Origin of the sequence: Butyrivibrio sp. (assembly GCF_017940685.1) — a bacterium.
In the GTDB taxonomy this organism is placed as follows: domain Bacteria; phylum Bacillota; class Clostridia; order Lachnospirales; family Lachnospiraceae; genus Butyrivibrio.
Genome location: NZ_JAGAYD010000073.1, coordinates 1 through 14,082 on the forward strand (window position 1 = coordinate 1; position 14,082 = coordinate 14,082).

At 44.0% G+C, this 14,082-nt stretch carries 12 protein-coding genes; 9 read left to right on the forward strand and 3 right to left on the reverse strand.

From position 1 onward, the window contains the following. Nucleotides 1–142: 142 nt before the first annotated feature. The gene (locus J6I68_RS05175; RefSeq protein WP_292218113.1) at nt 143–1,126 is read right to left on the reverse strand and encodes a translation initiation factor 2; all 984 of its coding nucleotides are present in this window, start codon (nt 1,124–1,126) and stop codon (nt 143–145) included. A gap of 13 nt (nt 1,127–1,139) precedes the next feature. Beyond that, entirely contained in the window at nt 1,140–1,577 is a 438-nt protein-coding gene (locus J6I68_RS05180) for a DUF4869 domain-containing protein (protein WP_292218115.1), read from the reverse strand. Between the two features lie 259 nt (nt 1,578–1,836). On the opposite strand from J6I68_RS05180, the gene J6I68_RS05185 reads away from it, so the two are divergent. From J6I68_RS05185 to J6I68_RS05205, 4 genes are all read left to right on the forward strand, one after another. Continuing rightward, nucleotides 1,837–3,234: a flagellin N-terminal helical domain-containing protein gene (locus J6I68_RS05185; RefSeq protein ID WP_292218116.1), complete on the forward strand. Its 1,398-nt coding sequence runs from the start codon at nt 1,837–1,839 to the stop codon at nt 3,232–3,234. A 42-nt stretch (nt 3,235–3,276) separates the two neighbouring features. Continuing rightward, a complete protein-coding gene (locus tag J6I68_RS05190) occupies nt 3,277–3,672 on the forward strand; it encodes a hypothetical protein (RefSeq protein WP_292218118.1) in 396 nt (131 codons plus the stop codon). A 19-nt stretch (nt 3,673–3,691) separates the two neighbouring features. Further along, nucleotides 3,692–5,665: a flagellin gene (locus J6I68_RS17285; RefSeq protein WP_330622418.1), complete on the forward strand. Its 1,974-nt coding sequence runs from the start codon at nt 3,692–3,694 to the stop codon at nt 5,663–5,665. A gap of 63 nt (nt 5,666–5,728) precedes the next feature. Continuing rightward, a complete protein-coding gene (locus J6I68_RS05205; RefSeq protein WP_292218121.1) occupies nt 5,729–6,430 on the forward strand; it encodes an IspD/TarI family cytidylyltransferase in 702 nt (233 codons plus the stop codon). A 25-nt stretch (nt 6,431–6,455) separates the two neighbouring features. Here J6I68_RS05205 and J6I68_RS05210 read toward each other — a convergent pair whose 3' ends face one another. Then, a complete protein-coding gene (locus tag J6I68_RS05210) occupies nt 6,456–8,750 on the reverse strand; it encodes a LicD family protein (RefSeq protein WP_292218124.1) in 2,295 nt (764 codons plus the stop codon). Nucleotides 8,751–8,966: 216 nt separating this feature from the next. Here J6I68_RS05210 and J6I68_RS05215 point away from each other — a divergent pair, with 216 nt between their 5' ends. The 5 genes from J6I68_RS05215 to J6I68_RS05235 all read left to right on the forward strand — a co-directional run bounded on the left by J6I68_RS05215 (nt 8,967) and on the right by J6I68_RS05235 (nt 13,974). Beyond that, complete coding sequence (locus J6I68_RS05215) at nt 8,967–9,950, forward strand: Rpn family recombination-promoting nuclease/putative transposase (RefSeq protein ID WP_292218126.1); 984 nt, start codon at nt 8,967–8,969, stop codon at nt 9,948–9,950. A gap of 18 nt (nt 9,951–9,968) precedes the next feature. Further along, nucleotides 9,969–11,135 carry a galactitol-1-phosphate 5-dehydrogenase gene (locus J6I68_RS05220; RefSeq protein WP_292218130.1) on the forward strand — a complete coding sequence of 389 codons (1,167 nt, stop codon included), beginning with the start codon at nt 9,969–9,971 and terminating at the stop codon, nt 11,133–11,135. Nucleotides 11,136–11,341: 206 nt separating this feature from the next. Beyond that, nucleotides 11,342–11,686, forward strand: coding sequence for a helix-turn-helix domain-containing protein (locus J6I68_RS05225; protein WP_292218132.1), 345 nt, complete (start codon nt 11,342–11,344; stop codon nt 11,684–11,686). After that, nucleotides 11,683–12,981 carry a type II toxin-antitoxin system HipA family toxin gene (locus J6I68_RS05230; RefSeq protein ID WP_292218134.1) on the forward strand — a complete coding sequence of 433 codons (1,299 nt, stop codon included), beginning with the start codon at nt 11,683–11,685 and terminating at the stop codon, nt 12,979–12,981. The genes J6I68_RS05225 and J6I68_RS05230 overlap by 4 nt, the downstream gene beginning before the upstream one ends. A gap of 39 nt (nt 12,982–13,020) precedes the next feature. After that, on the forward strand, nt 13,021–13,974 hold the full coding sequence (locus J6I68_RS05235; protein WP_292218136.1) for a NifB/NifX family molybdenum-iron cluster-binding protein: 954 nt from the start codon (nt 13,021–13,023) through the stop codon (nt 13,972–13,974). Nucleotides 13,975–14,082: the final 108 nt, after the last annotated feature.

Consider the following 14,082-nt stretch of genomic DNA (forward strand, 5'->3'; position numbering starts at 1 on the left):
CGATGTGATCTTAATCATATGTGAATTGTCAAGGTGCTCCAGTCTCATAAGAGGCTGGGGTATATTTATGGGCAAAAGCCCTTGTACCTAATAACATAAATGTGGTGGTAGCGCTACCCACCTAAATATTTAGCGCTTACGATTAAAGAAACAGATTCCGTATCTCTTCAGGAATGACATTCCGTATTTTCTCAACGCTTCCAGGAGTTAAATAGTACTCAGGAAGCTTGGTTTTGCTGTATCGCATGTATTTGTCATTTTTGGTCCGCTCAATTAGCAATGCGGTAAAGAATCGCTCCCAGCTGACATATTTTTGACTATCTATGTACTCTTCAGGCGAATCAAGTATACTTTGAATATCGTTGTTACCGAGGACTCCAGATTTTAGAATTATCCACTCAAAAGATTCCGGGAAATACAGCCCCACGTTTCCCTTCATTTCGGCGAATTTTATGACGGCATCAATGTATGCACCAAAGGCAGCGCCATCAGCAACAACAAGCATCTTTCCGTCTAAGGATGATTCGATCATTTTGGGAAGAATACTGGAATTGCCTTCAGCGCTTCTGACGTCTGCTTTTTGAGCAACGCTTTTATAGAATTCATAGCCAGAATCCTTGTCTTCTACAAGAAGTAGCAGTTTTGCGTCGATATTGTTTAGGCATAATTCATTATCATATATGGGATAAAACTCGTGGTAAGCCTGCTCGGGGAAATGATACTTTCCTGTTGTGCGGATACCATATATTTCATTTATGCTATAGGGGAGATTTTTTAAGGGCTTTCTTGTAATAAAAACGAAATAGTTGTCTGCTTTAGCAGCAAACTCGGCAAACTCTTTAGTAAAAATGAATCTGTAATCTTCATCAAAAAAGACAATTGTACCACTTAGTCCTGCAAGCTCATATTTCCAATTGTCTTCACCTGCGAGGTATACGGAACAGGGAACATCAGACTGTATTCTGACAGCCCCATTTCCACCGCGGCGTCTTATCTCATTCAAAAGATCAATAAGAGTGGTCTTGCCTGTAGCGCTTTCCCCCAATATTACGGTAAAATTTCTTTTTATCTCGAATTCATATTTTAAATTACTTGATTCAACAGTTATATGATGTTTACCCTTCATAAAACATCCCCAATCAAATGTATTTTACAGCGGTCAAAAAATAGTCTTCCGGATCAGTTATGATCCTTTCCTCATTGATGTTATATATTTCAAATGGAGCGTAGCTTTCAAACGTCATCAAGTACTCAAGGTTAATTGTCACATCTTTGAACTTGCCAATTTCTAGCAGCCACTTGGCACAATTCTCACCACAGCTTGTGGCATCAAATATCAATTCTGGCTTTTCATAGATCATAATAAGTGTTTTAACCCCTCCGGATAATCTTTCAGGAGGGATAGGGCCAAGGACGGGGCTGTCAATCACAAGACCATCAATGTAGGTGGAATTATCTACATCCTTTATCATTTTTTGAACAAAAGGGTCCTTGAGCCATTCGGGATTATAATTGAATTTGAACCATGATGGTCCATATTCTGTATTTTCAAGTTCGCCAAAATGTATTTTCAGCATATTTTCATCCTTTACAATTGCAAAATGTCTGCCTAATAAGTATTATAGCGCCGAGGTAAGGTGGGCGCCAATCATTTTTGGGCTGGAACGCTTCTTAAAATAAAATGAAATTATATTTCCTCAAACCTAATGTGTTGTGCATTATTATCCGATATTACTAATAGCCGCAGGGAAGTGGCGTTACATGCAAGGATGCAAAAAAGTGCGGAAGCAGGAGTGCTCCGCCGATATTGGTGATTGATTACAGAAGGATCTGAGCATGGTTATACAGCACAACCTGACGGCGATGAATTCTAATAGGCAGCTTGGATTAACGACTGGCATACAGGCCAAGTCGTCTGAGAAGCTGTCGTCCGGATATAAGATCAATCGGGCTGCAGATGACGCAGCAGGACTCGCAATCAGTGAAAAAATGAGAAGACAGATACGTGGATTACACCAGGGCTCTGAAAACGTCCAGGATGGCATTTCTATGCTACAGACGGCAGAAGGAGCTCTTGCTGAAGTGCACGATATGCTCCAGAGAATGAATGAGCTTTCTGTAAAAGCAGGAAACGATACGCTTGTTTCCAGCGACAGACAGTATATACAACAGGAAATCGATGCTCTGATATCTGAAATCGACAGAGTAGGTATAAGTACTACATTTAATGACAGACATATCCTTGGGGATATACATGGTGTGGCACCAAAGTACAAAAAAATGACAGATCTTGTTAAATGCTCTGCGGCAGATTCGGGGTATCTGAGTGAAGCATACGAAAAAGGTGGGAGGTTCTATCCCGCAGCAACTTTGGACTTTTCAGGGGTTGGTAAGGACGATATAGATATTCTTAATGACAAAGGGTTCTCTTTTATTTGTCCAATGGGATGTGGAGAAACATTTAAGTTCACCTTTAAATCAGATACAAATGAGAACAGTTTTGAGGGCAGCACTACGATAGGAAGTGGAACCCACCACTTTACTTTAGGAATAGCTGACTGCGAGAATGGCACAGATATAGTTAATAAGATGTTTGACTATATTGTCGAAAAATTTGGCGCACAGCAGGGCCTCACCCCGGGGGCAGATTCTCTGAAGGTTGCTCATGACAATATTATGGAAAAGACAGGTGGAGCTGCCTTTGTGATATACGCTCCGGGTGAAGGACAGGCTACGGAGGCAGCTGCCAAGAATTACTTCAAAAGTCTTCATGATTCAGGAAGTAACAGAGCAAAAGTTGACTGCTCATCTCTTTCAGGAGATGTGATCGATAACGAAAACCGCGACCTATGGATCCAGGCAGGAGCTGATAAGGGCGATGGCATGTATGTAACTATCCCCAGGATAAACGGAGAAACTGTAGGCGTCAGGAGTGTAGATGTAACTACTGGCTCCAGCGCAAGAAGCGCCATCGATACAGTTAAAAAGGGTATCGAATACATAAGCAAAGAAAGAGCAACCCTTGGAGCCCAGCAAAACAGACTGGAGCATACTTATAAGAATGTAACAAATGTTGAGGAGAACACCACAGCAGCCGAATCCAGGATCCGTGACACGGATATGGCAGACGAAATGGTCAGGTACTCCAACAATAACATATTGGCTCAGGCCGGACAGGCGATGCTTGCCCAAGCCAACCAGACCAATCAGGGAGTGCTGTCACTTCTTCAGTAGTTTTTGGGCATTATGGCTGATATATGAAAAGAGATAAGACATATGGGAATGCTTGTTAATCTTAAATGCAATAAATGCGGTTATGAAACGAATCTTGGACTTGGCGGAGGCCGCACATTCAACAGACTTGAGTCAGTCATTAGCTTTTTTGACAAAGAAATACAGACTAAGATCAGGGAACTGGCTGATGGAGGCGCAACCTGGAATGTATATAAAGAGATAGGCATCTGCGAAAAATGCGGAAAGATATCAGCTATCGCAGTGTTTAAGGCTACAGATGCTTCAGGCAAGACGATAGAGTATCACTCAAGATGCGCATGTGAATCTTACTCTATAGATCTTAAGGATTTCATGCAGGTGCTTGATGGCAAGGAAACAATCTACTGCCCCGCGTGTGGAGATATACTTGAAGCTACGCATACAGGCTACTGGGATTAAAGAAAACGGAGACTAAAATATGGTTGTTCAGCACAATCTTTCTGGAATGAATGCTAACAGACAACTTAATATTATTACAGGAATTCAGGCTAAGTCTTCGGAAAAACTTGGTTCAGGCTACAAGATCAACAGAGCTGCGGACGACGCGGCAGGTCTTGCCATATCTGAGAAGATGAGACGCCAGGTAAGAGGTCTGACTCAGGCTTCCAACAACGCCCAGGACGGAGTGTCATGGTGCCAGATAGCTGACGGTGCCCTTGATGAGGTCAGCGATATGATCGCAAGGGCAAAAGAGCTTGCAATCCAGGCTTCAAACGATACCCTTACCGATAATGACAGGGGATATATCAACGAAGAGATACAAAAGATTGCTGCTGAGATTGACAGAACTCATGAAGCTACCAGATTTAACGAGATTCCAATCTTTTCTGCAGAGGGGTTTGCTCCAAAGGCTGCGACAACAGATTCTGATATGCGGAAAATGTCTTTTACCCTGCCAAACGGAGTAGATGTTGAGATATCAGTAAATTTCATCGGAGCTGATGGCAAGATAGATAAAGTTGCAGGCACTCAGGCTACAGGTCAGGATACTACTTATGGCGAAAGTGAATTCGCAAAATTTGTGCAGGATGCAGCAGCAAATGCTGTTGGAAAACTTTATCAGAATTTTCCGGCATTATTTAGTGCGGCAGCATCTAAAGGAATCAAGGTGGGACTGGATCTTCACAAGGATGCAGAGGGCGGAACGCTGGCATCGGCATCCCTTAAGATGAGCGCCAATTCTTCATCTACCATGATGCAGTATTCAATGTTTGTGGATACAGTAGATTATCCACTGTCTTCATTTGCAACCATGAGCGATGAAAAGAAGGCTGATCTTGCAGCAACAATAGCTCATGAGATGACACATCTTGTTATGTACGATACTCTTACCAATGGAATGTTGAGTGGAACAGCAACCAGTTATCCTCATTGGTTTGTAGAAGGCGCAGCTCAGACATCAAGTGGTGACGGCGGATGGGTTAATATTGGACCGTCATCATCAGATGCTGCCATCAAGGCTTACAATTCCAAGATGACAGATTACGCTAATCACAATGAGTATGGGGCAGGATATGTAGCAACAATGTACCTCGGATATGCAGTTGCAGCCACTGAGGCAGGCTCTGCGGTGGATGTCAATTCCGATAACATTAAAGCTGGTCTTAATAAGCTTATGTCCTATATGGCTGAGAACAAAAAGACTTTAAATGAGGCAATTGCTGATCCTGATCTTACAGGGTATAGCGGACAGTCAGATTTTGAAAACAGCTTTAAGAATTCAATTGCGAAATCTGCGTATCTTGATCCATTAGATTTTACAAAAAAATTCCTTCAGGCCAGAGGGACAAACGGAGAAGGATCACTTTTTGGAAATCTTGGAGATTCGCAGACAGATCTTTTTGCTCCAGACAAGCTCTCTCCTACAGGAAGCAACTATACTGTAACACCTGACAGCACCTGGTACGCCAATGCCTATGGCAGCGGTTATGTATTCCCCGACAAAGAGGATGGCATTGCTGATGGCGAAGGCGGGGCTGACGGATATGGAAAAGTATTAAAGCTTCAGGTTGGCTCTGAGGGTAATGAAACAAGTCAATTGGACCTTAAGCGTTTTAATATAAAACTTAGTTCTCTTTCAGAGGGCAATGTATTTGATACCAGTACGAGAGATATGGCGCAGGCTACTATCGAGACAGTAAACTTATGCGGCCTTAATGTCGCAAGAGTTCGCAGTTATTACGGAGCTCTTCAGAATCGTCTTGAGCATAGAATAAAGAACCTTGACAACAATGTAGAGAATACCACAGCTGCTGAGTCAAGAATCCGTGATACGGATATGGCGGCAGAAATGGTAAAATATTCTAATAACAATATCCTTGCACAGGCAGGTCAGTCAATGCTGGCGCAGGCAAACCAGACTAATCAGGGCGTTCTTGCACTGTTGCAGTGATGGGTTTTAATGATGAGTGTTAGGGACTAATTTTAGAATTTAGTGATCACGGGGGATGACTTTATGAATATTGCGATTATCCTGGCTGGGGGCACCGGCAGCAGAGTTGCATCTGATATACCCAAACAGTTCATTGAGCTGTCAGGGCAGATGATGATAATGCACAGCCTTAAGCCATTTGCGGATAGTAAGATGGTGGATGGCATACAGATTGTAGCAGACAGTGCATGGCGAGAGAAAATTGAAAGTGAGATCTGTGGCGGGGATAATGCAGAGCTGACCCGCAAGTTTATGGGATTTTCCGACCCTGGAGAAAACAGACAGATGTCAATTTACAATGCACTTAAGGATATAGACAGTTCCTCTGAGGGTGTGGGCGGCGTGATCATCCACGATGCAGCAAGGCCCTTTGTTACAGTGGAAGATATAGATGAGTGTTTAAAGACACTTGATGCCCATGACGGGGCCATGCCCGTCCTTCCTATGAAGGACACGGTGTATTTTAGCAGAAGTGGGAAAAAAGTAGACGAGCTTTTGAACCGCAACTGCATTTATGCCGGGCAGGCTCCGGAAGCCTTCAGGTTTACTGAGTATCTGCGGGCCAATGAGGAGCTGCTGCCGGATAAGATTCTTTTGATAAAGGGCTCCACAGAGCCTGCGATCATGGCAGGCCTTGATGTGGCAATGATCCCGGGCAATCAGCTCAACTTCAAAGTTACCACTAGAGAGGACCTGGACAGGGCAAGGGAAATCTTGGAGGGGTGAGCGGCTTTTAGTTGTGGTCGCAATATCATGATATGCTGTAATTTGTTATCATGACTGGCTTTTGGCGCATGGCAAACTCGTGCACCAGAGGACTGTTGCAGCCGTAATAGGCATCGAAATCAGCCTGCAAATCTGAATAAGCATTTACTGGAAGAGGGATTGTTTCAATTCCTCTTTCTTTTGCGTATGAGATCAGTTCCGCCTTTGTGTCATTGATCTTTGATAAAAGAGCTGTTTCCGATATTTCAAATTCCTGTGGGTAGAAGCACAGGCTGGCTATGAGCTTGTCGTCTGCGCCAGATAGAGTATCAAGCCTGTTCTTTGCACTTTCAAGGATGGTGGCTTCGCTTTCGAACATGTCGTAGAGGCCGATGCAGTATAAGAGGCGTTTCTTGCAGTTGGAGTTGGTAATATCAGGTTTTGTAATGACGGTTGGTGCGGTATCTGCCTTGATCTTTTTGATCCAGTGATCGCGTGTGTTCTCACTCGCAAACGCAGTCAGCTTATTGACATACTGCTCTTTTATATTCTCGGACTGGACCTGGACTTCATCTGCATAGATTATGCCAGGTGCAGTCACGTAGTAGTCCATGACGGTCTGATCTGTAGTATCCTCAGGGCCAAATTCTGCGGTTGCGCCAATAGGGATATAAACGAGGTGATCGGTAAAGAATCTGATGTTTTCCGCGTAGTAGCTTCCTGGCACGGAGAGAAGCGGATTAGTGCCGTCGTAAGGGCTTTGGATGTAAACAGTCTCTGGACAGTGCAAGGATATATCATAGTCTGTCCAGCTGCGGATAGGAAGATCCTTGTCATAATCATCAAGGTTTGTAGCTTTGATGATCTCTTCGTCAGACATCATAGGCGAACCAAAAAAGTCCTTAGTGAAAAGAGGAAGCGGAACGACAACAGGGTCGCAGCTGTCATCTTCACATGCGCTCTGATAAGCTCTTTTCATGGATTCCCACCTGGATGGGCTGGTAGGCAGGAAAAGAGCTTCTGTTCTGGAGAAGATGTTCTTCTCCAGGGACAGTTCCAGCTTCTCTAGAGATTTGCTTAAGGTGGTCAGGTCGAGGGATGCAGGCTCAGAATCTGGTGTTTCTGTGGATGGCGATAACTTTTGATAGCATGCAAATATGGCCTCGCATAACTCCTCCAAAATGGCAACAACTTCTTTGGCACAAGGCGAATCCTCGCCCTTTACATTCTCAATAAGTGTGCCAAGATCTACGGATAACTGCTGCATTTCTGAAAGAATATTGCGCGGATCTTCTTGGGTTTCTTGATCAGCTTTTTTGTTTAAAGCTTTTAGCTGAGCAAGGCATTCTTTTGAAAGCTCTTTTAAAGAGCCTGACTTATCTGAAACAGGACGGTTCAACATGTCAGGGATAAATGAAAATCTTGGAAGCTTCTGACCTGCCTGCTTTTCAAAGAGTTTGCGCTGCTCCTCGTAAGCCGGGTAAGTATGTCCGCTCCAAACCTTGTGAATCTCAATGTAGTTGCCATAGCGCTGGGCCAGAACTTTGTTGTAGTAGGCGGGAACAGGGATAGTAGTATCTTCGAAGGGAAGCCTGACTATCTTTTCATAGTAAGCCTTGGGCTCGCCCTGGCTGCCCTTGAGTACCCATGGAAAGATCTGACCGACCATTTCAGCATCCTGCGCGGGAACACGGGCCATTATGGATTCTGCAAGAGAATACAGTGCTACAGACACAGAGCGCTTGTCGGCTAATGATGGCAGAGTGATGCCATATTTCTTTTTAAGGGAATCTAAAGAAGACGTGATCGTTTGCCTGTCAAGGTTTCCATCTGTAATACCGTCAGCAACGGCCAGAATGCGAAGGATTTCGTCGCTTCTTTTTTTCTCATCAGTAGGATCGTGGTACAGATAGTCTTTTACAAATATATCAACTCCCGTGAGCCAGGGAAAATTGTAATGGTCGCGGAGATATTTTTCGTCAAAGCAGATGTGCTTGTTGTTGACTACGCGGGAAAGGAACAGCCAGTGATCTTCCTGGCGCTCATAGTCGTGAATACAGAAATGATCGGGGAGCTCAGAATCAGCAACGGCTCTGAACTTGATGTAGTCATCCCTCAGCATGCATATATCTAGGTCATCGTCCCAGGGCACAAATCCACCATGGCGAACTGCCCCAAGAAATGTTCCCCAATCGGCGAAGTAAGTTATATCGTGCTTTTGGCAAATATCGTCTATTACTTTGAGAACATCAAGAGACGCCGCCCAGAAAACCTTCAGGGCGGTGGGAATATAGAAACCGTTTCGAATCTCGTCTTTGAAGAAGTCTATGCTGTGATCCATGAATTAGTACCCCGTTTCTATAGTATCATAAAGGGGGAGAAGCGAATGAGAAATTTCGGGCTTTATTTCTTGAGATTTTTTTGTTATCATACTTCTTGTGCCCGTTTCAGGGTCGTCCGCCACATTCGTTGCGGTATCAGCATTTCGCTGAGATTATCCACTATTAAGTACACTTGCTAGCAGTGTGCGAAGAAAATATAATTAAAGGAGGAGTAAGTGGGAAACAAAGATATTGTGTCCGGCGATTATATGGCGGACAATGAGCATTTTGCAGATGCTTTTAATTACTTTATTTATGATGGGGAAAAGGTTATAAAACCGGAAGATCTTTCTCCTGCAGAGGCGGTTAAGACAGCCATAGTTAATAAGCTGGATAAGATCATAACAACCAAGAAGACCAGGGATGTTATAAAGACGCTCAATGTTAAGCGGGGGGATAACATCACATATGTTCTTCTTGGAATTGAGAATCAGTCTGAGATCCATTATGCAATGCCGGTTAGGAATTTGCTGTATGATGCGCTTAATTATGCGGCTCAGGTCTCCGAGACGGAGAAAGAGGTTAGGAAAACCGGAAAAAAGACAGGCGATGCTGAGTTTCTATCGGGATTTACAAAAGACAGCAGGATATATCCGGTCATTACGCTTGTGATCAACTGGAGTGACAAAAGGTGGGATGGACCAAGAAAATTATCCGATATGTTTGAGAAGACAGATTCCAGAATATTGAAGTTTGTTAATGATTACGAATTAAAGATCATAGATCCTCATGACATTAAGGATTTTGGTAAGTTTCATACTATGCTTGGCGATGTGCTTGAGTTTATTAAGTACCAGAATGATGAGGGATACTTTCAAAGGGCTTTGAAGAAAAAAGGCAAAGATTGGGTGCTGGATATTGACTCGATCAACGTGATCAATACATTCACAGATGCTAAGATTGCGATAGCACGAGAAAAGGAGGGAACCATGAAAATGTGTAGAGCGGCGGAAGTATGGGTAGAAAAAGGTGAAACCATAAATTTGATTAAACTGGTTTGTCGTAAGATGAGTAAAGGTAAGAATGCCAAAGAAATTGCTGAAGATTTAGATGAAGAACTTGATATGATTACGAGAATATATGAGGCAGCTAAAGATGCTGAGTCGGATTTTGATGTTGAGAAAATATTTGCAAAGCTAAAAGATGAAGAAAATCAGTAATCATTAGGAGATTTGCCTGTGAAAGCTCAAGTTTTATACGGAATCGGAAACATAAAATACACTGAAGTTGAAGAGCCCGCGCCAAAGGATGGCGAGGCTCTTGTGAAAGTAAACGCATGCGGGATCTGCGGCTCAGACATCCCAAGGATCTACAAGACCGGAGCACACAACATGCCTCTTGTACCTGGCCATGAAATGACTGGTACGGTAAAAGAGTGTGCGTCAAGGCCGGAGCTTGTTGGCCGGAGAGTGGGAATATTCCCGCTTATACCTTGCAGGGAGTGTCCTCAGTGCAAGGCTGGTCACTACGAGATGTGCGAAAACTATAATTATCTTGGATCAAGGTGTGATGGCGGTTTTGCAGAGTTTCTCACTGTTCCGGTGTGGAACCTGATACCGCTGCCAGATGATATATCAGATGATGAGGCAGCTATGCTTGAGCCTATGTGTGTCGCTGTGCACGCTATCAGGGAGATTGGACTTATCCGTAGGATAACCGCTCAGGATGGCTCAAAACAGTGGACTACAGCGGATGCTGAAGCGGGCGGCACTGGCGGATCTGGCACCCAGCCCACGATAGCAGTCTGCGGTCTTGGAACCATCGGTCTTTTCGTGGCTATGTTCCTTAAAGATGCGGGCTACCGAAATGTCTTTTGCATAGGAAACAAGGACATCCAGAAGAAAAAGCTTCTGGAGATGGGATATTCTGAAGGCGACCTTTGTGACGTGCGATATGGGGAGCCAGCTACATTTATAAAAGAAAAGACCGGCGGCGGAGTGGACTACTACTTTGAATGTATTGGTCGCCCTGAGAGCTATGAGCAGGCCATTAAGTGCGCTGCGCCTCTTGGAAAGGTGATGCTGGTGGGCAATCCGGCTGCAGATATGGACCTGCCCAGGGAGACTTACTGGAAGATACTTCGTAATCAGCTGACCCTCAAAGGCACCTGGAATTCATCTTATCCCGACGATTGGACCTATGTGGTTGAAAGACTTACAGCCTGGAGCAGTTTGCGGGAGCAGAAAGGCGATAAAACTGGCGACAGCGCAGCAGCAGATGCACCTGAAGCAATGACTCCATCTTCCCTCATTACTCACAGATTTAGCCTTGAAGACATGGACCAGGGTCTTTCCATCATGAAGAATAAATCTGAGGAATACATCAAGGTCATGGTGAATCCATAAGTGGATTGGGACAGTAGGTGTTAGTAGAATAAGCGTTGCAAACTGTAATCTAGAGATACACATTCTATAACCTGGATAACATGTCAAATATGACGTGTTATCCGTTTTTGCTGCTATAAAACGTCAAATATTGCATGTTATTTTTGAATGGACTATAATGTACATGTAACAGCAAAAGCATATATCTTCGACTCACAGGTGATCATATGGCCTACTCTTATAGTTATTATGTTGATGAATTAAGAAGGAAAATCAAAAGATACAGGATTGAAAGTGGGATTTCGCAGCAGAAACTGTCAGAACTCACAGGTGTTTCAGTCCGATCTCTTCAACGATTTGAAAAAGGTTCGGATATTTCTTTTGAAAATCTTATGAAAATCTTAGTGGCTCTGAATATTGCTGATCTTGTAAATGCTGCAATCCCAGATATGGATAACCGGCCATCTGCCAAGCTGGAAAAAAGCAGAAACCATACCAGGCAGAGAGCACGAAAAAGTACAAAACAAGATTCTATGGGAACAGTAGAATTTAAGTGGGGTGATGAAACATGAAATATGTTGAAGTGTTCCTGTGGGGGACCAGAGTAGGAATTCTGAGCCTTGAAGATGGAATGAATATTGCAGATTTTGAATATGATAGAAACTTTGTAGACGGCGCAGTAAGGGCGGGGATAGAATTGTCGCCCATAAAAATGCCAGTTTCGGATAGAGTGTATAGATTTCCTGACATTGGGGAATCTTTTAAAGGTGTACCAGGATTGATTGCAGACTCGTTACCTGATAAGTTTGGTAATGCTGTTATTAGTAGCTGGCTTGTAAGTCAGGGAAAGTCTGAGGCTGATTTCAATGTCATCGACAGGTTGTGTTATACAGGTAAACGAGGGATGGGAGCACTGGAATATGTTCCTGCAAACGGCCCTGATGAAGACGAAAAGAGCCTTGTGGATCTGGATGCAATGGTGCAATTTGCCTCAGAAGTACTATCAAATCGAGAACGGATAAAGATAAAAACTGATGAGAATCTCACGTATTCACAGCTTTTGCAGTTAGGTACATCAGCAGGGGGAGCGCGGGCAAAGGCAATAATTGCATGGAATGAGGACAGCGGAGAAATTAAATCAGGTCAGGTAGATGCTGGTGATGGCTTCGATTATTGGCTCCTGAAATTTGATGGGGTTTCAAAAAACGGTGATCATAATTTAGAGGATGAGCCAGAATATACGTTGATAGAATATTCGTACTATCAAATGGCGGTGCTGGCTGGAGTGGAAATGTCAGAATGCAGGCTGCTTCGAGAAAATGGAAGAAACCATTTTATGACAAAGAGATTTGACAGAGTAAATGGTGACAAATTACATATGCAAACACTTGGTGCATTGGCGCATTTGGACTATTCTTTTCCTGCGCTCTGTAGTTATGAACAGGCAGCTATGTATATGAGGCAGATGGATCTGACTGCTAAAGAGATTGAGCAGTTCTTCAGAAGAATGGTATTTAACGTAATTGCGGTCAATCAGGATGATCATGTTAAGAACATTTCTTTTCTTATGAATCGAAAAGGCAAGTGGAGTCTTTCACCTGCTTACGACATAACATTTTCATACAATCCCGACAATGTTTGGCTTAAGGCACACCAGATGAAGATTAATAATAAAACCACCGGAATAACCAGGGATGATCTGCTGGCCACTGGCGCCAATATGGGAATTGGTACGGCTAAGGTAAAAAGAATAATAAACGAAGTTAATGATGCAGTGTCAAACTGGGAGCAGATTGCAAAAGATAATGGCATCAGGCAAAAGACTATTGATGCTGTAAGTAGTGTTATGTTAAACTCTTTAGGTTGAATTATTGTTTATTTTAAGTAATTAGAAAGAGGTAACACATTGAAAATTGCAGTAACTTACGAAGATGGACAGGTGTTCCAGCACTTTGGACATACTGAGCAGTTTAAGGTATATGAAGTTGAGGATGGCAAGGTAGTATCCTCAGAGGTTATCGGAACAGAGGGAGCAGGCCACGAGGCTCTCGCAACTCTTCTTTCCGGAAAAGAGATTGATGCGCTTATCTGCGGTGGTCTCGGCGGAGGCGCAATGGCAGCTCTTGAGGCTAATGGCATCGAGGTTGTAGCTGGCGCTAAGGGCGACACAGATGCAGCAGTTGAAGCTTACCTTAAGGGCGAGCTCGAGAGCACAGGCGTTAACTGTGACCACCACGACCACGAGCACGGTGAAGGTCACGAGGGTGGACACTGCGGACATCACGGTCACGAGGAATCAGAAGGCGGATGTGGCGGATGTCACGGAGGTTCAGAGGACGACGCTGAAGGTTGCGGCGGATGCGGCGACTCAGAAGGTGGTTGCGGCGGATGTTCAGGATGCCACGGCGGTGCACCTATCATGGAAGGCAAGAACGCCGGCAAGAAGGTTTCAGTTCACTATCGAGGAACCTTCAACGATGGCACTCAGTTCGATGCTTCATATGACAGAGGCGAGCCTATCACCTACATTTGCGGAACAGGCATGATGATCCCTGGCTTTGACCTTGCAGTTGTAAACATGGAGAAGGGCGATATCGTAGACGTTCATCTTACTCCAGACCAGGCCTACGGCGAGTACAACGAGGACTACGTTGTAGTTGTAGATGCTGATGAGTTCCCTGCAGAAGAGGTTGAGAAGCTTAAAATTGGCGACAGAGTCTTTTTACAGGACGGTTATGGTCGCGCATTCCCTGTCACGGTAAAAGAACTTGCAGATGACAAGATCACTTTCGACGGCAATCACGAGATGGCTGGCAAAGAACTTAACTTCAAGATAGAGCTTGTAGATATATTTGATTAATAGACAAGACGGGGACGGTTCTGCTGACACGGGGACGGTTCTACTGTCAGGTTTTACTTAGATAAAACCTGACAGTAGAACCGTCCCCGTGTCAGCAGAACCGTCCCC